The following is a 22,728-nucleotide window of genomic DNA, read 5'->3' on the forward strand; positions in this document are numbered from 1 at the left end:
AGGAAGGCCTCCCATGTCTAAAAAAAAGAAAAATGAACAGGAAATGACACACGAACAAAAGTTGGAAAAAGAAAATGAGCTCCTTCGTTTGGAGGTAGAATATTTAAAAAAGTTGCGAGCTTTTCAGATGGATCCGGAAGGCTATCTCGAAAAGCACAAGCAGCAATTTCATTCGAACTCAAAGAAACATTCAAATTAAAAGATGTATTACTCTTAGTTGGTATTCCAGAATCAACTTATCACTATCAAGTAAAAGTGATGAAAAAAGTAAACCTAAACCAAGAATTAGAGGATCGTATTCAGGCTATATTTGACGAAAATGACGGTAATTATGGATACCGTCGTGTTTATTTAGAATTGAAGAACCGTGGATATAAAGTGAATCATAAGGCTGTGCAGCGTATTATGAGGAAACTCGATCTTAAAAGTAGTAAATTTAGTAGAAAAACACGGAGGTACATCTCGTATAAGGGGAATGTAGGGAAGGTAGCGAAGAACCGTATTAATCGTCGTTTTTACACTAGTGTAGGCCATCAGAAATTAACAACTGATATTACTGAATTTAAGTGTTTGAATGGTGAAAAGCTGTTTCTAAGCCCTATTATGGACTTATATAACGGCGAAGTTCTTTCTTTTGGAATAGGTACTAGTCCAAATTTGGATCTTGCGATCAGACCTCTTAAAGAAGCAATTAAAATTGTCCAAGACTCGAAGTTTAGGACAACGATCCATTCTGATCAAGGATGGCAATATCAACATAAAAAGTGGGTTAAAACACTTAATGAGAATAAAGTTTTTCAAAGCATGTCTCGAAAAGGAAACTGTTTGGATAATTCCCCGATGGAGAACTTTTTTGGCATTCTAAAACAAGAGATGTATTATGGAGAGGCATTGTGTACAGTTAAAGAGTTAAGTGAGAAAATTAAGAGATATATTGAATACTATAATAACAAACGTATTAAGCAAAAATTGGCAGGCATGAGTCCGGTTCAATACCGTATCCATACCAGCCAATTAGTTGCATAATAAAAACTCTAACTTTTTGGGGTCAGCTCAAGACTTGTCCCACATTGTTAAATACAAATTTAACGGAAAATTCACCTGCCCAAGTCCCCTAATTGTGAACAAGAACCACTCTCTCTATTTATACTTCCTTTTAATTTTCGGTACAATCTCTGGTAGTACTTTCATGAGTTCCATATTATGTTCCAATAGGTTACTAGTTTTTGGGTTATTAATCGAATCATAATCAACATTACTTGTTAACTCATCGATATAAGGAATTTCCTTTGGATTCGCTGATGAATAAGCTTCTACCGATTTTTCAAAAATCATTTCATTAAGTCCCCACTGGCGGGACACGTTATAAATTTCATTTTTTAATTTGTTTCGCTTCCATTCTTCATATGCTTCATCAAAGTTTACATCACTAGCTACATTCCCAGGTTCTAATTCCTCTTCGACAAATTGTTTCAGTAGCTCTGCTTGATCAAAATCACCCATATTACTTAATTCTTCAATATGTTGATAAATAATGCGTAGTGTTTCTGCATCCACTGTTTGTTTTCCGTTTGTTGAAGTGGCTTTATCCCCGATTAATTGAATTATATAATACGCATCAATTTTTTGTGTGCCAGCTAGTTTTGCTTCACCTAAAGGTAATACTGGTAAATCTTCTGGATCGTCGTCCGGATTATCATCTCTTGTTATGTTTCGATATGCACCAACATAACGCAGCCATTCATGTTCTGTTATACCGAATGCTTCATCTTCCCAAGCAAATTCATAATATTGCTGAATCGTATTTAACTGACTATTTGCCTTTTTAAAAGCTTTTACAAAGATTTCTTTCACCTCTTCATCTCTTTCTAAGGCTTGCCATGCAGTTGGATCTTGTAGAATCTCCATCACTTCTTGTGAGTATTTTACAAATTCATCTACTGCTACAGGATAAGGTTCTACAATTGCTTTACTACTCTTTCCGCCACTTCCATATAAAATTAATGCATCATTTACTGTTTCTTCTGTTATTCTTGGGTACTGGAAGTTGACAATCGTACCAAATTCCTTTTCTTTCCCATAAATTCGGTTTGTGCGGGAATAGGCTTGAATTAATCCTTGTAGTGCAAGTGAACGATCTACATACAGCGTGTTAATAAATTTAGAATCATAACCTGTTAGTAACTGATCTGCAACAATAACAAGGTCAATGTTTTTCGGATTTCGACCACTTCCTCCGCGTGTTGCTCGTTCAACGAGATCTTCATAATATGCATCTTCACCTCGTCGTTTATCACCGTAAGCATATTCAATTCCAGTGAAAGTTGCATAATCTTTAAACATCGTTTTAATTAATTCTGGGTCGGTAGGTTCTTTATCTGCATCTGTTCCAAAACTAAATGTCATTGCTATGTTAATATCAATATCATCACGTTCCGCTAATTGCTTTTTAAACTCTTCATAGTAAGCTATTACGCGATGTTTAAATGCGACCGTTAAAATGGCATTGAAAACCTTTTGTTGTGATTGATCTTCCCAATTGTTTAATATTTCCTCAACTACTCTCGGAATATGTGTCTCATCATGATAAAACAATATTTTACGCTTTTTTGCTTCCTTTTCTACTTCTAACTCAGAGAGTTCATATACTTGTCGCTCCAGTTTTCTTTTAGGCATGTCAGGTTGTTCAGCTAGTTTATATCCAACAATTTGCTCGCGTAATGTATCGTAACTTTCAAACTCTCCGGTATTTATATAGTCAACATGAAATCCTAATACATTTTTATCTGCAATTGCTTCATCTATCGTATATTGATGTAATAGTGGTCCGAAAAGCTTTTCTGTTGTATCAATTAGTTCACTCTTCTCATTGATCATTCCTTTAATCTTATTCTCGTCAAATAAGGGGGTCCCAGTAAACCCATAAAACAGGCCATTTTTCCGGAAGTAATTTCTAATGGTTACCATCATGTCACCCATTGTCGTTCGGTGAGCTTCATCAATAATAAAGACTATCTTCTTATTTGCTAAACTTTCATCCTTCGCATCAACTAAATCTTTCACAAGGTTATTTAATTTAAACGTGGTGGTTACAACGATACCTGTACTAGCAGATGATAAAAGTTTACGTAACTGATAGGTATGTGATGTATCATCAACGGTTACTGATTCGTACTGTGCATATGCTTTGAAATTATCACTTGTACGACTATCGAGTTCCCTCCGGTCTACTAAGAAAACAACGTTATCAAATCCTGCTCTAGTTGATAAAAATAAAGCTGTTTTAAAACTCGTGATCGTTTTACCAGAACCTGTTGTATGCCAAATAAATCCACCATGAGGAATTTTATCTTCATTATCCCACCCGAGCGCTGCACCTTCGACAGCTTGTAAGGCATGTACTTGATAAGAGCGTAATAGCATATGTTTACGATTTTCCGCTTCTCTTCCTTCATCAATGACTAAATAATCACCAACCATTTGGTGTGCCATCGGAATCATTAAAAAGTGACCAATAACATCTTCCCAATGATTAATCGGTCGATTATATTTGTCTGCCCAATGAAATACAAAACTTGGATTAAACACTTTAATTGATTTCGGTGTTGCAAAGTAACGAGTAGCTACTTCAGATGTCATCACCATCATTTGTGAAAATGCCATGAAATTGTTCACATATTCACCATCAGCATAATACCGTTTAAACTGATTAAATGCTTCTTCTAACGATTTGTCTGTACGCTTTTGCTCAATATTAATGAGTGGTAGACCATTAATGAGTAAAACAATATCAAAACGATTTCCATTCGGTGTTTCTACTTCTCTTGCGATATTATAGCTCGAATCTCCACCACGCACTTGTGCCTTTTTAAAGATTGTCAATGTAATTTGTTCGCGTGTAACGTCTGGATGAGAATCTCGATAAATGCCATCAATTTTTCCAGTAGATTGTTCCATTGCTAATAACTTGGCTGCTTCATAACTGTTTTCAATTTGCGATACTTTTGCCATCACTTGGGCAAATTCATTATCTGTTAAAGGAACACTCTCCAAGACATCTGCATTCATTCGATTTAGTTCCTTACGCCAATGTTTGACTAAATCTTGTACGGTTACTTTTTGTTTATTTCCATTAAGAAAATCTGGTGCGTTCCATTTATATTGTTGTAGTTTTGCAACGAACTTATCTTGAAAAGCTTTTTCCGTCGCATTCTTTCGCCCATTACTCATTGAATAGCCTCCCCTCTACACAAACATTTCTTCTAAATAAGCCTCTTTTATTTTCTTTAGCTTTTCTAACTTTTTTTCTTCAATAGTGATTTGGACATCTAATTTTTTGAAAAACTTACCGATTTTTTGTTGTTCTTTTAACGTAGGTATCATTAGTTTATAGGTAGCATACTCTTGGGCATTAATCCCTGGTTGTCCTGATCGTTGTGATGTTATATAGACAAAGTTCTTGTATTTTTTTGTCAAAGTGTTTTGGAAGATAAATTCAGAATCATGTTCATCTTTAATTGTTGCTTTAATTAAAAAACCCGCATAATAAACCTTTCCATCTAATTTGTTATATCTATATGTCTTACCAACACTTGCACCAGTTCGAGCAAACAATATATCTCCTTCATCCAGAATGTATCTATCAGATATTGTATAATCGATATTAGGTGAAGTTAAATCATTTTTAACAAATAATCTGGTATCATCATCGATATCAGTAATTCTAATGTACTTATTTTCTCCATCATATTTTTTAGATTCCGCGTTTAATCCATAATCAAATGAATCACTAAGATCACCTAAACACATTTCTTTCCATTCCCCTTCAAAGCCTGCAAATCTTCTTTTTGGCACGGTTTCGCCTTCTTGTGGGAACATTTCGGTTAAATAAGCAGACTTTAATGCTTTTACTTTAGCAATCTTCCGTTCTTGATTCGCAATTCTTTCATCTAAAACTTTAAAAAACTTACCGATTTTTTGTTGTTCTTTTGTGGACGGAGCACAAAAAGTATATTCATTGAGTTCATCTCTGTTAATTTTAGGCATTCCTGACCTTTTAGATACAGATACTGAATAATTGAAGAAGTGTTTTGTTTGTAATAACATAAATAAAAACCTTTGATTCAATCCGTTTTTAGAATTTAGGATATACGTATCTGCGCTAGCCAACCCTTCATAAGGTGCATAAGTATATTTACCTAGCTGTGGATTTATTTTTCCATAAATAATATCTCCTGCATTAAAATAAAACTTCCCACTAATTAGATTGTCTTCTTTTACGGTATTTACATTATCTAAAATAAGTCCAGTAAACGATTCAATATTTCCAGGTCCAATATGAGGAAAATTAGAATATTTGTCATTTTTAGGATCCACCATATTTATTGAAATATCAACGGTATCCTCCCAACTATAGTACATCCATTCATCATTTTTACTAAATTCTTTAAACCTTCTCTTCGGCAATAACTTCTTTTCATCCATTATTCAGTCACCACCAGTTCTTGTAGCATTGCTTCAAATTGCTCTTCTAGTGATTTACTTTCTTCTTCAATTGTTTTTAACGTATCAGCGTATCTATCCTTTAATTCTTTCAAAGTATCCAGTTCATTTTTAAGAGGTGCTTCTACAAGTTTTGTGATGTCTCCTATCAAATGACCGAACCACTTTTTATACATGAGTTGATCGATTTCTTCTTTCGCTAAGTTTTCTATTCTTTCTTCCACTTGTTCGGTTAATGCTTTTTCTTTTTCTCTAATTTCTTTGTTTAAAGATGATCTTTCTTCTAATAGTTTTCTGACCTTTTCTAATAAAGCATATTCATCTGTATCCTTCGAAACTTTCTTTATTTCTGCTTTTATCGTTGATAAAGTTAAGTCGTCTTCTCTAGCATTTAATGCATCTCCCAAAATTTGCGCTTCTTCACTTTCTTCTACTTTTGCTGCTTCAACGAGTTCATTTATTTCATCATTAATAGCTGCTAAAGCTTCTTTTTGTGTTTCCACAGCACGTAGTTCTTCTGTATAGAGCTCCTTTAATATAAGTTCATTCGGTACAATTGCTCCAACCCAACCATCTTGTTCTGTTCGCTTCGTTTTACCAGAACCTTTTGTAACCATATTTGCTTCACGAGTTTTTCCAACTGTGTAAAAGTCACTAATCGCAATTTTCTCTGTATCTTGGGATAGTATATTTCCCCATAACTCCGCAATAATTTGATAACCATCATACGTATTAACGTGATTAAATTGTTTCAATAGCTTTTTAATTTCCGATAACATTTCTTCTTTTAACGGTTCAATATCATTCACATTAGCCACCGTTTTTAACTTTTCCCAATATGTATCCATATAGACTTTCGTTACTTCTTTTATTGCTTTGATTTGTTTTTTTACGTTTTCATGTGTTAACACTTCTTCTGTTAAATCTTTAACGGATTGTGTTAATTCCACATAGCCTGGCCGTACTTCAATAAGCGCATTATACAAAACATCTTTCGTCATCTCGTGTAGCACTGTTAGTGTATTAATTTGGCATAATGGGATGCCACCATACAAATGTGCATCTACATCATGGGCAATATCTTCTTCTACCGCTTCAATATAACGTGGAATATTTAAGTTATATTCATTTTCTATGATGTCTTTTTTTGTTGCTTTATAACTGTAGCCCGGTTCATTTTTTCGTTCAATATACGTATCAACAATTTTAGCGATATCTTTCTCTTGTAAGACGTGCTGCTTTCCTTCTTTTACAAAGGATTTAGAAGCATCAATCATAAGAACAGGATCATCTAGCTTTCGGTTCTTTTTCAAAATCATCACAGTTACAGGAATGCCTGTATTGGTAAACAATTTATCTGGCAAGCCAATAATTGTATCAATATAGTTTTTCTCCAATAATCGTTTACGGATTTCCCCTTCTGCCCCTCCACGGAATAACACACCATGTGGAAGTACAATTGCCATCGTACCTTCTTGACCTAAATGGAATAAACCGTGTAATAAAAATGCATAATCCCCTTTAGAATCTGGTGGTAAGACGCCTGCAACTTCAAATCGTGGGTCTGTTACTTTTAAGTCTTCTTGATTCCAATTTTTAACTGAGTAAGGTGGGTTCATCACGACCGCATCAAACTGAACACCTTCATTTGGGCGTTCTGGATCTTCAGGCCAATCTTGCCCTAATGTATCGCCATTTTTCACAGTCATTTTTTCCGGTCGAACACCATGTAATAATAGATTCATTCGTGTTAAGTTATATGTAGCTGTATTTTTTTCTTGTCCATAGTAATGGAGATCTTTTCGGTTATCTTCTGTTAAATATCGACTAACCGTTAAAAGTAATGAGCCTGATCCAACAGTAGGGTCATAAATCGATTTTACCTTCGTAGTTTTAGCAACAATTTGTGCCATGACTTCACTTACTTGACGTGGCGTATAGAACTCTCCAGCTTTTTTCCCCGATTCCATTGCAAACTGACCGATTAAATATTCGTAAGCATCTCCTAACACATCACCTTTTTGAAGTGCAACCATATCTAAATCGGCGAATAACTCAATTAATTTTCGAATGTTTTTACTTCGAGCGTTCAAGTTACTTCCTAAAGCAGTGTCTGTTAAATCAATCGTAGAACTAGAAAAAAGTCCTTTAAAATCATCGATATCTCCAGTTGTAGCAACTGTTCGTTCGAAACTTTGTAAGCTCTCTGTTACCTTCTCTAATTCAAATGTGCCTTCACGAATATCTTTTAACCATGTCTGGTATAAGTGTTTAGGTAAAACATAATATCCAAGGACGTTTTGTATCATATTGATAAGATTGTCGCCATAACTTTCATAAGCCTCTTCATAAGCTTGGACGATTTCTTCTTCATTCCCTTTAGCACCACTTGTTTTTACAAATGTTTCAAGTGTTTTATCACTAAGGAACTTATAGAACATTAATCCCAACATATAATCTTTATATCGACTGGCATCCATTGAACCTCTAAGATCATTAGCACCATCCCATAATCTTCTTTTAATATCATCTGATGTAATCATTTCTTTTCCTCCCTGTTTGTACATACATCCTTATTCAAGTGTCTAAAATATCATTAATGAGAATCTACCATGTAAAATAAAGTCCTTCTCCCCATTTTAATCGTTACTTCAAGAAATAGTAAATACCTTGTTCCTAGAATCTGCTTCGAAAATACAAACGATTTATCGAAGTAGCTAATGTCCCATATATCCCATTTTACAAATTACACCATACACATGCAAAAATACTTATGCGTCTGGATGAAAATCCAAAAGTCGTCAGTGGGACATGCACAAGTAGGTATCATTTTAGATATCTAATCACATACCAAAGAGGAAAGTGCAAAGGAATCGGAGGGCATAATTGAAAAAAATTCTGAATTAAGTATTGCGGACAGTTTGAGCCTACTGTGCATTATTAACTGCCTATAACAATATATAATGGCAAACGGGAACCGTCCCTGTTGGTATTCATGATAACTTTTACTTGTTATTTTTCAAAACAAGCACAAGTTTATTAAATATAATAAATTAATAAGTTCTTATACTGTAGAAAATTATTGTACATGTTTGATTATATTTCCTGCTAAAATGTTAAAAAAAAGGCAGATCCTGAGGATTGCCTTTGTTAAAGATACTAATAATTTTTTATATAAACTGTAATTCTTTCTTAATTTCCGACTCAGAAATTTTCTCAGTTTTATAATGTGTGATTTGCACTTCTAACAAATTACTAATTAAATTTTCTTCCTTTAATGAATCTAAATAAAACCTAAAAACTCTCTTTAATTTATTTGACATATTCATGTTATATTTCTTTTTAAAAACTAAAGCTCGTAACAAATTAAGCTCTACATGCGGATTTTTTTCTAAGCTAATATCTAATTCTGCCTTTATTAGAGAATCCCGTAACAAATCTGCATACAAGCTATTAGAATTAAAGTTATATACTACACCATCTATATTTAGATAAACAGATTTTGCTAAGTTTTCTTCACTTGGTTTTAATTCAGTATTTTTAAATGCCCAAGTATTATTTAAGTCCCAAATATCAAAATCTATTCCAGAAACTTTAATTTTATATCCACCAAATCTATTTCTTTTATATTCATAATTTTTTATGAGTTTGTTAAATTCTAATTCATCTTTAAACTTTACAGCAATATCAAAATCTCTGGGATACTGTTCATTTTTGATAAAAATATCACGAATAGCTCCTCCAAAAAATAATAGTTCTCCTGTTTCAGATAACCTTTCAACGAATTCTAGAGTTTCTGAGTATTTTCCAAGCAAACTTAATAAATCATTTTTTATATTGTTTTCAAGTTTACTCATCTCCAACTCTCCTTTACGGTAGCTTTATTCCTAATAGTTCTTGGTGTAAATTAACAGCATAACCATCAGTCATACCAGAAATAAAGTCAGTAACTAATAAAAGTCTATTGTATAATGTTAATTCTGAAAAGTCCACTTCAAGTTTTCCTTCATTAGAAAACCGCTGAATGTGTCTGAAATTTTCTGATATAATATGAATTAATTTTTCATGCTTGCTTTTTGATCTTTCTAATTTGTTAACATTAGTAACCGCTTCTACAAATAACGATAATAGATCAGATAATACTCTATCCCCAACTAATTCTAATGTTAAAACTTCCTTATTTGGATATACATATTTAAAAGCTAAATTTCTTAATTCATCAGCTAACTCTTTTGCAGATGAATTAGTTAATAAATCTCCTTTAAAACTACCACTCATTATTTGATCATAATTGGATTTAAAACACTCTACTACTGCAAAAATCATAATTCCTTGAATAGAAACTTTAAAATTTTGAACATCTATAAGGCTTTTATTAGGAACTTTATTGTTAATTGCTTCTTGCCTGTACTCCTCTAGATTTTTAAATGCAGACTCATATGTATCGCTAAATTTTTCCTTTATTTTTAAATATTCTTCCTCCCAATTAAAAACACCTTTTTTTACTGCATCTTCTATATCTGCAGTTAAATAAGCTATATCATCTGCAGCCTCTAATATGAAGGTAGCAGGATGTCTACATTCTCCAATTCCCACCTTCTCAGATATTTTTTCAAATAAATCATTCTCAGCATAGAAATAGCCGAATTTTTTCTTTCCTTTTTTAATTACATTTTCATCATTTGATGCCCATGGATATTTCATTAATGTTGCTAAAGTTCCGTATGTAAAATTAGCACCAAATGGGTCATTTAAAAATTGTAACTTAGATAAAATCCTTATTGCCTGTGAATTTCCCTCAAAATACATAAAGTCATTTTTTTGTTGCTCATTAAGTTCTCCAAAACTTTCTTGTGCAATTTTGAAAGAATCTTTATCAAACCAATCTTCAAACCACTTTCTAATAATATCTTCACCATAATGGCCAAAAGGTGGGTTTCCTAAGTCATGTACCAAGCATGATACCTCAACTAGAGAAGCTAATTCTTTTGCTCTATAAAAGTTTTCGAATATTCCTTCTTCTATTAGCCAACTACCTATATTCCAAGCTAAAGATCGTCCTAAAGAGGCTACTTCAAGTGAATGAGTGAGTCTAGTACGAATAAAATCATTATTTTGTAATGGAAATACTTGAGCTTTATCCTGAAGTCTTCTTAGTGAAGAGGAATATATAATTCTTTCATAATCTTTATCAAACTCATTTCTATGTGGTAAGCTTTTTCCTAACGATTCTCTTTGTCTATCTGTGTTTAAAAGTTGATCCCACTCTAGCAAATTAATCGCTCCTTCCTTTTTAACTTTATTTTATATTAATTCCCTTATATTTGAAACCTCATATTATATGAACCACTGGACACTATTCAAACCGCTCATTTCTCCTTCTTTCTTCGGCTAACTCTTTCTCACGCTCTTGTCTAATTGCACCCTCTAATATTACTTGTTGTTTGGTCGCCCAATTTGCCACAGACATATCCTGATGTTCCTTTAACTCATAAATTAAAGGTAAACGCCTTTCCATTTCTGCTGCTAGAGACCCACTCCAGGAGCTTGGTAAAAAAGAATACCTAAAAATATCCAATATTTTGATAGGTTCATTGGACCTATCAATGATCTTCAGTGCTAAAGGCGTCCATTGTAAATTATTATCACTTTTACAAGTGCAGTAAGGCATAATTATTCTCGCCAATGATAAGTATCTTGTTTTAGGATTAGCTTCACACCATTCAATAATAACTTGCTCATTAATCTTAGAAATTGGATTCGACCTGGTACGTATCTCATCAAGAAATGGAATATCTATTTCTCTATTATTTTCATTACTTTCTAGAAATGTCTCAAGAAAAGCTTGCGGTTGGGTGGAAGCCAATGCTTCTAATACTCTACTATAATCCCAAGGGTAAATATCATAACTCATAAAACCCTGTAATAACTTATCACCTAGGATTTTTGCATTCTCTTTAGCAGAATTAGTAACATAACTAGTTTTAATAATCTCTGAAAGTTCATAATCACTTCTGTCGTTTCTTGAAGTCTTTCTTTGAAATTGAAACATAGTAAGCAACTCTTGACCTAATCCAATTATTGTTTTATTATGTTGTTCATTCTTTTTTTGTCCATGAAGTCTCATATGAAGTATTTTAATTGCTACTTCTAAGCCATTGGGTTGGGAAGAGATTAATTTTATCAATTTATAAAAGTCGCCATCATTAATAGTTTCGTGCACTCTTCCATATGCTAAATTACTATATTGCCAGATTGGTGAGGAACCACTTTCAAGAGATTCAATTAACCTTTTCACACCTCTTTCATCAATTTCAATACTTGTCTGTAACAAAGGAAATACTCTCGCTGTAGTTTTGTTCTTCAAAGCATCATCTAAAATTTTATTACAAAAACTTGGATTATTCTTTGAAAGCGTATTTAAAAAACCACGAATTACTTGATAATTTACGTTTGATTTTTCTGTATCATTTAATTTGCTTACAAATTCCTCCCAGATTATTTCAGAGTTTAATGTCCCCTCTGCCAATCCTTGTCCAAAATTAAACATCAACCAATTATTACAACTTAAGATATCAGGCAATAATTCATTTAAAATTTCATTATTGGAACCAACTTCATTACCTAAAGATTTAGCAGTATCCTCAATTTGGATAAATTCATCACTGTTAGTTTCGTCAAAGGTATCGACTAAAGAAAAAGAGTCTTCGTATAAAACATAAAGTCTTACATGTTCAACTAAACTTGTTGGTTTTAGAAGCTTATCTAATTCGTCTAAGCGAGATAAAATACCAGTTTCCAAATCTTCTTTGTTATGTTTCTTAATAGACTTAACAGCTACCCATGCTTCACCCCAAAATCCTTTCGCGGAAATTGTTTTTGCACAATGTTCGAGTTCATCATACAAACCTGTTTTAAGCCATAAGCCACTAAATTTTTCCCCGAGAATAACTTTTACTTTATTTGCAACTGGTCCATCATTCATAATATGTTTTAGAGAAAATTGAATAAAAATCTTATACCAATGCTGAATTTCCCTAATATTTTTAGGATAAAATCCATAATCTCTAGAGTGAGCTCCAAACTCAAAATAATGATCGGATATAAAACTATCAGTTTTAAGTGCAACTTCTAACAATAAAAGACCTAGTTCCCTCTCGTTGTGAATATTTGATACCACTAATTTATCAATTATATTTAGTCTTTGTTCGGGAGTAGCTTTTGTACCAGATAAATATAACTGGAACAGTGTCTTCAACATTTTTCTAATTGAATTATAATTTTCGTCTGGCCTTTCAGACAGTGCAAATAGGCAAAGTAAATTTGAAGACCGCTCAAAGTAATCTTGTTCATAAGCAATAGAGCAAAGAAGCCTAGTAAATTCATTGTAATTAGGGTTATCACGAGAAAAAAAGGTATTTGCTTCTTCTAAAAGTAAAACCTTTTCAATAGAAGCAAGAACTAATTCTTGATTTACAGGAGCAATGTTTTTGAGAAGACTAATACCAAACTCATTTAAATTACTAACACTACCTAAAAGTCCTCCTTCATTCAGCCATCTATTTGAAATTTCTTTTGCTTCCTCTGAATCGTGTAGAAAACTTAACCTTCTTGAGAAAGATTTTAATAATCTATCATTTTCTCCTTTTTCAAACGTGTTACAGATAATATTAATAGGTATATTTTCCAGAGCCCTTTGTGCAAGCTTATTTGCTATTGCATGAGGTAAAACTGCTCTCCATATACTTCTTTTTTGCACAAGATCTCGTCGTATAAGTTCACTTACATTTTCATATATTTCCCGTGTTGACATTTCAACTAATGACCCTAATATACTTAGCTCATTATTACCTGTATCATCTATTGAACTATCAAATGAATAAACCAATGAACAAACTTCTGCAGCTTGTAATAAACGGTGATTGGGTTCATTTCTTTGTTCAAACAACCTATTGAAAAGAACATTATCTCTTAACCCTGTTAGATTTTCTCCTCTTTTAACAGTATTGGCTAAAGCTATAGCAATACGTGCATTTCCTCCTGAGAATTCTGCTATAGTCCGGGCATTTACTTCACTTATATGAGAAAAGCGCAACATCAAGATATGGCCAATTAACTCTTTAGATGCTGGCTCTAAGCGAAAGACTTCGGTTTCCTCAGGTTGATCCTCCCGAACATCATATTCAACGGTAATTATACTTAATAAACTATTTGGTTTTCCACCAACTGCTACTAAACGATTATGTAATTCTGGTGGACAATTATCGACAATAAGTGTAGCGCGGCTATTTTGATTTACTAAACGTTCAGCAAGAGTACATGGATCAGGATTAGGACCATCACTTATATCAGTATAGAAAACAGTAGAAGGATTTAACGGGCTATTTCCAATTCTATCATCAAATAAGGCTTGTACTAATCTAGTTTTTCCAACACCCGAGAGGCCGACTAAACGAATATTCGACTTTGGCCGTTCTAGTATTGCTCTTAGTTTATTTAACCCTTCTAAAGCAGATACCCCATCGAAGTTGGAATTACCACTACTATATAGCCGTATTTGTTCATCTAAAAGGTATTCTTCTTTAAGTCCCCCAGGAGACCGAGCCCAATTCCCAAAAGTCCTCCATCCCTGGATAGGCCTTCCGACTTTTTCCCTTACCCAGATACCTAGAGCTGGAAAGCTTCGTACCCACCCGGCTATTCGTTCACGATCATAAAAATCAACTTTTAAATTAGACGTATTTGAAAAATCTTCAACCACTTCCTGCATTGCATCTTTTCTATCTTTTAGAGCAGAGTCAGCAGTTGATCCTTGACTACTAACAATAATATATGCACCATTTAAAGCTATTAAATCCTTAATAACTTGTTTCAGCTCACCATTTACCGTCATCTCTTTATAAATAGCACTACGAGGCATATCTGGCTTTTTGACCTGATAACCTGTATTAGACCTAGGAATAAACCCGTCACTATGAACTGAGGATGTTAATTCAACGCGTACATCAATCCCTCCGTCTTTCGCATTTTGGTGACCACCCCATGTAACGCCTGCTGTTGGTAAATTCATAGAACGAAGTTCGGCCTCACAAAGAAGTCCTATAAGCGACCTTAAATCACTGTCACTCAATTCACTAATATCTCTGCCCTCAATTTCAAACATTTGTATTTGCCCCCCTTTTCTAAATGTGTATATTCTATTCTCTTATACTTTATTATCTTTTATTTAGAGCCCTCTTACATTTATTCTACTAAACTACACATTTTCTTCCAACAAGTAACAAATTTGTAGTACGTATCTGCTATCAGTATACCCTTAAGTAGTCTATCCATATGTTTAATACATTTTTAAAAACCCCATATAGAAAGGCAAAATAATAAAAATTTTTCTGCCCCTACTAGGTATTAGTTATTATTCTGTCTGTAAAAATTCGTGCCCCGGGTATGTCAATCTTGAAAGGTTTACATTGTAGCTATGTGAGACTAAATCCCTTCGGGGTAAACGAAGACGTCCTCCGGACACCAATTCCAGAAAGATCTCTTTACCTTTGATTAGAAAAGGCTTTTTAAAACCTCAAAACCTTCCCCTCATACTTTCTATTGAGATGAGTTAAATTTACTTATTACATTTTTCTAACTTTGTTCTACCTCATTACGAAAGGAGACAGGAGCTATTCCATACTCATTTCAATATCTATAACATTATTGCAACTAAAACCATTGAAAGGATGAATGATTCATGCACACTTGTCACTTCTGTCACTCTAGCATTATTGAAGCCTTTGTAGGTTCAAACAACGAAGGAAAGGTCTACTCTTGCTTTAAATGCTTCATACAAACTCTGAAGCCTTTTAAGTTTGATGAGGAGCTTGTTTACTACCCTATGTTTGGCATACGTGAGATTCAACCTGACGACTCTGTCGTCTTTTATGACAAAGAAGGGAACGAACTTGCTACGGTCTATTTAAAGTCATATGACGAAGGGTTTTTTAGCTATTTGAAAGAAGAACTAGCTCAAGATACAGAGATAGCAACTGAGGATTTTATATTACTTATTGAACCTTTTGATATTCGATTAACAGAATAAAGACAAAACGGGCACTAAATGCCCGTTCTAAGTCCATTTATTTACTGATACATTATAAAATTGTGGGAATATTATTCCCAATTTAATTTTAGGTTCTTTTCACAATGAGCAAGTTACTCCAATAATCCTTGAAGCTCTTCTTGATCATAAGTTTGTTTCTCCAATAGATAAGGGATCAGAATAGCAGCTTGGTACTTATTAATTTCCTCGATATTTATACTAAGTACTTGCTTTTTATTTTTTAGCTTATTCTCAATAAGTTTTATCTGTTTAACAGAAGGCATCTCACTAATCCATTTTGTCTTATGGTTAAGTACCATGCCCTTTTGAGCCTCTTGTATTAATGATATAGCTTTACGATTATTCGATTTAAAGTGAAATGGCATCTCTTCAAGTAATTGCTTATCAATTTGATAGTCAAGTGTTCCAAATTGTTTATGACTATATATAAATGGCGTACGAAGATCGATATACATGGAGATATCTTTAACCAGTTTCGTCTTATCAACTTGCAAAATAGAATCGTTCAGTTCTTTAGTAAGTACCATATACTCGTAACAACTCTCGGCTGCTTTTTTGCGATCAAATCCTTTTAAATATGCTTCTGGTAGTGTACGTTGCAGTAGAGTTGGTTCTACTATGTATGCCTTCAACCATCGGCTCACAATCCTTTTCGTATTCGCCTGATGCTTCTCAATTAAATATTCAAACATTGTATTAATCCTTTCTTCGCTCATTATTTAACCTCAGTCATCTCACTAATATCTATTGATTTTATTGGATTAGGGATATAGTCGATCCCCCAGTCTTTTGGAATTGTTACAGGATTCATTCTTATTTCTTTACAAGCATTTTCATAGTTTCTAAAGGTATTCCTATTTCCTTGGACAACTGTTTGTGTGCTAGTAAGTATTGCTCCTTCTACAAACTGCTTCTTCGCATTTGTCATACCCTTAACCTGAGCTATCAGCTTAAGCCAACTTTTAATATTTTCCTTTTTCCTCCGAATCCACTGAGTCTCCTCCACTATCTTTAAAGCCTCGGCTAATGAATAGTAATCCCCTCTGCCAATAACTCTGTCGTAGTAAGAGAAAAAAGCCCATTCTGCAATATCTGGTCTTAGATAATCATATAAATTACTCTTGTCAGGCAAATAAAACTTTTTTCGTATATGCTTTAATTTGTTATGATTTAAGCACTGTACTTCGATACGATAAATGTTCAGAGCTTCTTCTAACAGATGTTTATCAAAAAAGTAGTTATCTATCTTTTTTGTAATATGATCTAACTTGTCATAATAATTTAATACAACAGTCTTAGACTCCCTGTAAGAGCTGCCGGGCTTGTTAATAGTGTCTTTATAGCGATATGGATCTTTTCCTTTCTTAGCTAGCGACACACACTCTTTTACATACTCAGAAGTTAGGTTCTTGGTAAAGTCTATACGTGATACAAACCATCTGTCAGATTGAGGAAGTGTACTTGATAAACCTTCTATAGCATCATCCAATACATTTCTCAACTTTTCAACCGAACCAAATGAACAATCAAACACATCTATTGTTCTTCTGCCAATTATAAGAGCCTGTGGCTCAACTCTAAGGTAGAATCTGAAGTATTCATTCCCAATATAAGAAATGGATGCAATGATCAGTCCAGGTATGCTCAAAGGTATTTCTAGTGTATCCTTTTTCATTTTTGACTTAACAAGCAATTCTGGTATTTCATGCAGCTCATAGTGGTCTGTAAGCACCTTAATGACCTTTTTTTCATTGGTTATGTGGGTCAATTCAAATGTATGGACCATATAATCACTCCTATTAGTATATATATCCAGATAAGAGTATTATCGCTGTAACACTTGATACAATAGCAATAATACCCTATAAAGTAGTCGTTAATTTGTGCAACCTACTGTGATTCTTTTTTCTTTACCTCATTTTCTTTGCTTTATTCAGTGCTTAATAATAATTTTTTTCATTTTTTAAAAGCTTATGGAATGTAACTCTTGTTCCATTTTCAGTACACTTTGCTCCCAATCCTTGATGATTCCTGGATGAGCTATTAGGAAATCATACATTATCTGCAGTCTATCAGGTATGCACTCCACCTCTACCTTAATGGAACGAATAGAATTGTTTGATTCAAAGAAATAAGCATATGGTCGATCAAAGATCTCCATGAACATGACTAATTGCTCTGCTTTCACCTTGGTTTTTCCTGTTTCTAACCGCCAGTAAGCTGAAAGATCCATATCCATAGATTTAGCCATTTCTTCAAGCGTTAGTTTCTTTTGTCCTCTTGCTTCTCTTAGCTTGTTGTGATTAAATTTCATAGCATCAAATCCTTTCATTAACTTCTAATAGTTTCATTACTTGGATTTTGAGCTATATATAATATTTTGTTGAAAAATGGTAGTTGAATCGCAAATTAATAGTATTACCGTTGATTTTTGCTTATCTCAACATCTTCAACAAATCACTTACTTTTGAATTTACTAGATATAGAGAAATCAACAGATTCTAATCCCTTTATTGCCAAGGCTTTAACGTTTGAATTCTCCCTTTATAAAAACGTTGATTTTATTATGTTCTCTTCGTTTTTATAAAAAGATATAAATTGCTTCGCTTACACCTAGTTTGAATATGATTAGAACTAATATCTGTTTCATTTTGTAAAAGACTTTTATTATTGTCGTTCAGTGATTAATCTCCTGACTTTGCTAAGAGAAAATAGAAATGATAAAACAGCTTTGCCTTTACTTTCTGATACCTATACTTTCTAGTAATCTATCAAGCGCTCTATATGTTTCTATCTTTTCTAGCGTCAATTTATAGACTTGACTTATTAACTTCGCTTCTTTGACCGGCTCCCCATGCTCTAACCTGGTTAATCTACCATAGTCCACTCCTGTTTCTCGAGCAACAAATGCTCTTGATAAACCTAACTTTTCTCGCCACTTTAGTAGCTGATCACCTTCTTTGAACCACTTTTGTCTCGTTCTTTGAACTGATTCCGACCCTTCTTTCGATTCCTCGTCAGAAAATTGTAGATAAGCTTTCTTCATTTCAATATTCCTCCTTTTGATTTTTAATTACTAAAAACAAAAAACGCCCAGTACGTCAAAATATAATCGATAGCACAACAAAACAGTTGAACTACCTATACTTGACGCCTGAGCGTTTTATCTGAAAGTGTTTTATATTTTTCATTTTTCTATTCGTGTAAATATAGCATACAAAGTTTATATTAAAAGGTCAATATTTTTTATTTATTACTAAAAGCCTCTAAGAGCCTTTGGTATTTACTGTTTTTAATTTAAAGCTATGACATATTATAATTTTTTTCAGCTTCTAACAGCGCTTTATATGATGCTATAGCAACTTCTAAATGTTCTATAGACGGCTTAGAAGTAAAGAAAAGATACTGTAAAAGTCCTCCAACCCAATAAAAAGGTGTCATAAATTTTGATTGAATAAGAAAGATTTCAAATCCCAAACAGAAACTTAAAATAATTAATACAAAAATATCTGAGATAAAAAATGAAGATATAAAATAAGTAATTAATATAAAAACAGCAAGATGCGTTCCACAACGTTTATGTATTCTTGACTGTTTAACTACATCAGTCAAAGCAATGCTAGAAAATCTGTTGTACGATGTATCCGTCATATGTTCAGCTCCATGATACTTCCCAAGGTTACTCAATTTGATAACAATTGTAAAAATAACCAATATGATAGCTATTAGAAATAATGAGTGATTTTGCATCCATTCAACAATAATCGATACCGGAAGAAACGATGAACCCTCTGAATTTTTTTCACTATCATAACTTACCGATTTAAGGAAAATAAAAAGTGGAAGAAATACCATTAAATAAATTTTCCACATAACGATTATAGGCCTTGCAAATAAGTATAATCCACGAAGGAACGGTACAACACTAACTAATTCCTCGAACTTAGAAGCAATCTTTCGTTTAGATATATCTATAATAATTGTTCCATCTTTATTTCTTATAGCTTTTGAACTAAAATTCTCGGAATAAAAGGCCACACTTTTAAACCCTGCTGCACCACCTTTAATTATTGACATATTAACTTAACCTCCAATACTAATGATCATTATGATCTCAGTCTTTCCAAAGGGTAATTAATTTCTGATTGTCAAAGATATTAAAACTTAATAACATGATTGCATGTAAAAATATATGTTGACAAGTATCATAGTCATTATTTGTTTCATCATGGAATTTATTAATCTTCTTTAACAACAGAGTCAACTTTTTTATGAGAGGGTTGTTTTTTGATTCAGAATTATATTGAACCTTCATCAAGATACACATGAGGTGTTCATCTATTCTTTCAGTAATTAAAGGCTTATCTAAAACAATATTGAAGATATAGTCATCAAAACCCTTCACTACATCTAAACTCCAAAATTCCGACTCAAATTCATGTTCAATATTATAAAGATCCCTGTATACATCAATTACATTCGCTTTGTATAGATAATAATTATACATAGATTTTAGAGTTTCATTTTCAGGATATACGATTTTTTCACTAATTATTTCTTCTAGTAACTCTTCAAATTCGTCATCCAACTCTAGCACACTGCTGCAATAAATATAGAAGTATTTCTTGGAAGCTATGTAATTTTCTGTACAATCATAGTTTTGAAAGACCCTATAAATTTCTTGAATTCTCTCAGTAAATGAAGGTGATTCCTCAAGAAATTTATTAAGTGTTTTAATTGTAGAGTATGGCATCTTAATATCATCTTTTAAACCACTATACATAGAGAGCAGACCTATTAGTTCATCAGTATATCCATACCCCCAACTCTCTCTCTCCGGAATTATAACTTTTCGTTCTCTCATTTCAGTTATTCGATGTCTTTTTAATCCAGTAATCCTCATAGCATCAGATATTCTTAATTTCTTAGACATAAATTCACCCTCTAATTTGTTCTAGAATTCTATAAATTAATTTTAACTGTAATAGTAGTCTTACAGTCAAGAGCTTACAGCAGCAAAACAAGTTTCATAAGTCTCGTCATCTTGTAATGCTAATATTCTAGAACAATTGAAATATAAGTGTTAATTATCCCTCTGAGCAAACCGTATTGACAAAAAATAATAAATCCTATAAATTATATTTACAAACTGAATAATACTTAGACACTAAAACTAATACACACTATGATAAAGCGCATTCGCGATAAGACACTGTTAGACTTCCTACTTGGAGTCTGCACTTATCAGCGGATGCGCTATTTGTTTATAAAAAACACATAAGTAACTTTATGGTTATGTGACAAGGATTGGATACTCTGATTGTTTCTCTAATGCACATTCAAGGAACCTAAAACATTTCAGATAAAAACGTTTTGAAAAAAATTCATATTAAATCTGGAGGAGAACCATATGCAACAACTATCAGTTAACTTAACAATCCCAATCCCATCTGATTCAGTCCTTATTACAAAAATTGAACTAGAGGAACTAAAACAACAACAATTAACCGGAGTTTATTGGTCAATGAAAGATCTTGAAGCAAGAATCAATCGAAAACATGAATGGATTAAAGAGAATATTCTCTATTCACCTAAGTTCCGAAAATTGCTCGATGTAGAATATGGCGGATTTGTATTTTATCCCCCCAAAAAAGGTCAAACATGGTCTTTTCAGGCAACAAAAATGGCTGATTTTTTGGAGAAAAATTTTCACCGAATATTTTCTATTTAATTGCAATCATTCATAACTACAAAAATTGAGTAAAACTTGTTAAGATAAGGGTGACCTATTATCGGCCAGACACCCTTATCAATTAAGTGAGGGGATATTATGGCTAGCATTCAAAAGAGAGGTAAAACATATCAGTTCACCGTCAGTCGTACTGTAAATGGAAAATCGAAACCTATTCGTAAAGGAGGATTTCGCACAAAGAAAGAAGCTCAAATAGCAGCTGCAGAAATAGAATCACAACTAAGCAAAGGTTTGCTTCCACATCTAACTCCAGTTCCAATAGATGAGTATTTTGACAAATGGGTGAATCTTTATAAGACAAATATAAGTGTTACTACTCGTATGCATTATGAATACACATCTAGGGCAATAAGAACATTTTTCGGCAGTAAACCATTGCAGGAAATCACTAGACATGGTTATCAGATGTTTATCAATGAGTTCGGTTCCAATAAAGCAAAGGAAACCGTAGAAAAAGTCAATACTCATATCCGGGCTTGTGTGAAGGATGCAGTGGATGAACAAATCATACATCGTGACTTTACGAGAAATGCTAAAATAACCTTTACAACGCCTGCTAAAAAATCTGATGAAAAGCACTTACACTACAAAGAAAGTGAATTGCTGTTAAAAGAGATCTGGAATCGCCTTGGTCAAGGATTAGGCTACTCCTTATTACTCCTAGGATTAACTTCTGGAATGCGCTTTGGAGAGCTTGTGGGACTGACGAGAAGCGATTTTGATTTTGTTAATAATACAATCAGAATCAATAAAACATGGGGCTATTTGAAAAGGCATCCTGAAGGATTCGGGCCAACAAAAAATGAGCAATCGAATCGAACAATAAAAATGGATTCCAAGACCATGGGGCACTTTAAAATGCTATTTAAAAGTATGCCTACAAATATTCATCAGTTAGTCTTTTATAGCCCATCTTCCAAATACAAAGTAATCAGCAATACGAATGCAAATAAGCTGCTAAGGAAGATATTAACTGAGCTTAAGATAGATCCAATTACCATGCATGGATTACGACATACTCATGCCAGTGTTCTGTTGTATAAAAAGGTTTCAATTTATTATGTAAGTGAACGACTTGGACATAGTGACATTGATACAACGTTAAGGGCATACACGCACGTCATTAAAGAGTTACGAGAAAAAGATGAGCTTGGAACTATCAATACTTTCGAGAAAATGATTGTGTAAAAAATGTGTAAAATAATTTGAAATTCTATCGATTTCTATCGTAAAGTACAATAAAATAAAAAGCTCACAAATCCTTTCATATCAAGGATTCATGAGCTTTTTCGAATGATTAATCTTAGCATAAATTAATCTAATGATACCGGTGGTCGGGGTCGAACCGACACTCCAGAAGGAACAC

Annotated in this window: 16 protein-coding genes; 4 read left to right on the plus strand and 12 right to left on the minus strand. The window is 33.2% G+C overall.

Going from position 1 to position 22,728, the window contains the following annotated elements; translation table 11 throughout:
* The first annotated feature begins 99 nt into the window (after positions 1-99).
* Positions 100-1,026: an IS3 family transposase gene (locus BCI01S_RS23700; protein ID WP_172885261.1), complete on the plus strand. Its 927-nt coding sequence runs from the start codon at positions 100-102 to the stop codon at positions 1,024-1,026.
* Positions 1,027-1,140: 114 nt separating this feature from the next.
* On the opposite strand, the gene BCI01S_RS23705 is transcribed toward BCI01S_RS23700, so the two are convergent.
* From BCI01S_RS23705 to BCI01S_RS23730, 6 genes are all read right to left on the minus strand, one after another.
* Entirely contained in the window at positions 1,141-4,230 is a 3,090-nt protein-coding gene (locus BCI01S_RS23705) for a type I restriction endonuclease subunit R, EcoR124 family (protein WP_061801275.1), read from the minus strand.
* A gap of 15 nt (positions 4,231-4,245) precedes the next feature.
* Entirely contained in the window at positions 4,246-5,484 is a 1,239-nt protein-coding gene (locus BCI01S_RS23710; protein ID WP_061801276.1) for a restriction endonuclease subunit S, read from the minus strand.
* Entirely contained in the window at positions 5,484-8,045 is a 2,562-nt protein-coding gene (locus BCI01S_RS23715) for a type I restriction-modification system subunit M (protein WP_061801277.1), read from the minus strand. Before BCI01S_RS23715 ends, BCI01S_RS23710 begins: the two co-directional genes overlap by 1 nt.
* A gap of 627 nt (positions 8,046-8,672) precedes the next feature.
* Positions 8,673-9,359 (minus strand): nucleotidyltransferase family protein, encoded by a 687-nt coding sequence (locus tag BCI01S_RS23720; RefSeq protein WP_061801278.1) that lies wholly within the window; start codon positions 9,357-9,359, stop codon positions 8,673-8,675.
* Between the two features lie 13 nt (positions 9,360-9,372).
* The gene (locus BCI01S_RS23725) at positions 9,373-10,776 is read right to left on the minus strand and encodes a deoxyguanosinetriphosphate triphosphohydrolase (protein WP_061801279.1); all 1,404 of its coding nucleotides are present in this window, start codon (positions 10,774-10,776) and stop codon (positions 9,373-9,375) included.
* An 82-nt stretch (positions 10,777-10,858) separates the two neighbouring features.
* On the minus strand, positions 10,859-14,665 hold the full coding sequence (locus tag BCI01S_RS23730; protein WP_061801280.1) for a flavodoxin family protein: 3,807 nt from the start codon (positions 14,663-14,665) through the stop codon (positions 10,859-10,861).
* Positions 14,666-15,385: 720 nt separating this feature from the next.
* Here BCI01S_RS23730 and BCI01S_RS25530 point away from each other — a divergent pair.
* On the plus strand, positions 15,386-15,589 hold the full coding sequence (locus BCI01S_RS25530) for a hypothetical protein (protein ID WP_156485496.1): 204 nt from the start codon (positions 15,386-15,388) through the stop codon (positions 15,587-15,589).
* A gap of 113 nt (positions 15,590-15,702) precedes the next feature.
* Here the strand turns inward: BCI01S_RS25530 and BCI01S_RS23740 are convergent, their stop codons facing one another.
* From BCI01S_RS23740 to BCI01S_RS23765, 6 genes are all read right to left on the minus strand, one after another.
* Positions 15,703-16,326 (minus strand): hypothetical protein, encoded by a 624-nt coding sequence (locus BCI01S_RS23740; protein ID WP_061801282.1) that lies wholly within the window; start codon positions 16,324-16,326, stop codon positions 15,703-15,705.
* Positions 16,326-17,396, minus strand: a complete 1,071-nt coding sequence (locus tag BCI01S_RS23745; protein ID WP_061801283.1) for a hypothetical protein — start codon at positions 17,394-17,396, stop codon at positions 16,326-16,328. Before BCI01S_RS23745 ends, BCI01S_RS23740 begins: the two co-directional genes overlap by 1 nt.
* A 177-nt stretch (positions 17,397-17,573) precedes the next feature.
* Complete coding sequence (locus tag BCI01S_RS23750) at positions 17,574-17,924, minus strand: helix-turn-helix domain-containing protein (RefSeq protein ID WP_061801284.1); 351 nt, start codon at positions 17,922-17,924, stop codon at positions 17,574-17,576.
* Between the two features lie 423 nt (positions 17,925-18,347).
* A complete protein-coding gene (locus BCI01S_RS23755; protein ID WP_054788369.1) occupies positions 18,348-18,656 on the minus strand; it encodes a helix-turn-helix domain-containing protein in 309 nt (102 codons plus the stop codon).
* Positions 18,657-18,913: 257 nt separating this feature from the next.
* Positions 18,914-19,687, minus strand: coding sequence for a DUF1385 domain-containing protein (locus BCI01S_RS23760; RefSeq protein WP_061801285.1), 774 nt, complete (start codon positions 19,685-19,687; stop codon positions 18,914-18,916).
* Between the two features lie 37 nt (positions 19,688-19,724).
* Positions 19,725-20,543 carry a hypothetical protein gene (locus tag BCI01S_RS23765; protein ID WP_061801286.1) on the minus strand — a complete coding sequence of 273 codons (819 nt, stop codon included), beginning with the start codon at positions 20,541-20,543 and terminating at the stop codon, positions 19,725-19,727.
* Between the two features lie 477 nt (positions 20,544-21,020).
* Here BCI01S_RS23765 and BCI01S_RS23770 point away from each other — a divergent pair, with 477 nt between their 5' ends.
* Together BCI01S_RS23770 and BCI01S_RS23775 are read left to right on the plus strand one after the other, a co-directional pair.
* Positions 21,021-21,341 (plus strand): DUF771 domain-containing protein, encoded by a 321-nt coding sequence (locus tag BCI01S_RS23770; RefSeq protein ID WP_061801287.1) that lies wholly within the window; start codon positions 21,021-21,023, stop codon positions 21,339-21,341.
* A gap of 99 nt (positions 21,342-21,440) precedes the next feature.
* Positions 21,441-22,550, plus strand: a complete 1,110-nt coding sequence (locus tag BCI01S_RS23775) for a site-specific integrase (protein ID WP_061801288.1) — start codon at positions 21,441-21,443, stop codon at positions 22,548-22,550.
* The last annotated feature ends 178 nt before the right edge of the window (positions 22,551-22,728 follow it).

Origin of the sequence: Niallia circulans NBRC 13626, assembly GCF_001591585.1 — a bacterium.
In the GTDB taxonomy this organism is placed as follows: domain Bacteria; phylum Bacillota; class Bacilli; order Bacillales; family Cytobacillaceae; genus Niallia; species Niallia circulans.

Coding starts and splice junctions, on each gene's coding strand:
- BCI01S_RS23770 (WP_061801287.1), top strand. CDS start 21,021: ATGCAACAACTATCAGTTAACTTAACAATCCCAATCCCATCTGATTCA.
- BCI01S_RS23710 (WP_061801276.1), bottom strand. CDS start 5,484: ATGGATGAAAAGAAGTTATTGCCGAAGAGAAGGTTTAAAGAATTTAGT.
- BCI01S_RS23775 (WP_061801288.1), top strand. CDS start 21,441: ATGGCTAGCATTCAAAAGAGAGGTAAAACATATCAGTTCACCGTCAGT.
- BCI01S_RS23730 (WP_061801280.1), bottom strand. CDS start 14,665: ATGTTTGAAATTGAGGGCAGAGATATTAGTGAATTGAGTGACAGTGAT.
- BCI01S_RS23755 (WP_054788369.1), bottom strand. CDS start 18,656: ATGAAGAAAGCTTATCTACAATTTTCTGACGAGGAATCGAAAGAAGGG.
- BCI01S_RS23705 (WP_061801275.1), bottom strand. CDS start 4,230: ATGAGTAATGGGCGAAAGAATGCGACGGAAAAAGCTTTTCAAGATAAG.
- BCI01S_RS23750 (WP_061801284.1), bottom strand. CDS start 17,924: ATGAAATTTAATCACAACAAGCTAAGAGAAGCAAGAGGACAAAAGAAA.
- BCI01S_RS23745 (WP_061801283.1), bottom strand. CDS start 17,396: ATGGTCCATACATTTGAATTGACCCACATAACCAATGAAAAAAAGGTC.
- BCI01S_RS23715 (WP_061801277.1), bottom strand. CDS start 8,045: ATGATTACATCAGATGATATTAAAAGAAGATTATGGGATGGTGCTAAT.
- BCI01S_RS23740 (WP_061801282.1), bottom strand. CDS start 16,326: ATGAGCGAAGAAAGGATTAATACAATGTTTGAATATTTAATTGAGAAG.
- BCI01S_RS23765 (WP_061801286.1), bottom strand. CDS start 20,543: ATGTCTAAGAAATTAAGAATATCTGATGCTATGAGGATTACTGGATTA.
- BCI01S_RS25530 (WP_156485496.1), top strand. CDS start 15,386: ATGTTTGGCATACGTGAGATTCAACCTGACGACTCTGTCGTCTTTTAT.
- BCI01S_RS23760 (WP_061801285.1), bottom strand. CDS start 19,687: ATGTCAATAATTAAAGGTGGTGCAGCAGGGTTTAAAAGTGTGGCCTTT.
- BCI01S_RS23720 (WP_061801278.1), bottom strand. CDS start 9,359: ATGAGTAAACTTGAAAACAATATAAAAAATGATTTATTAAGTTTGCTT.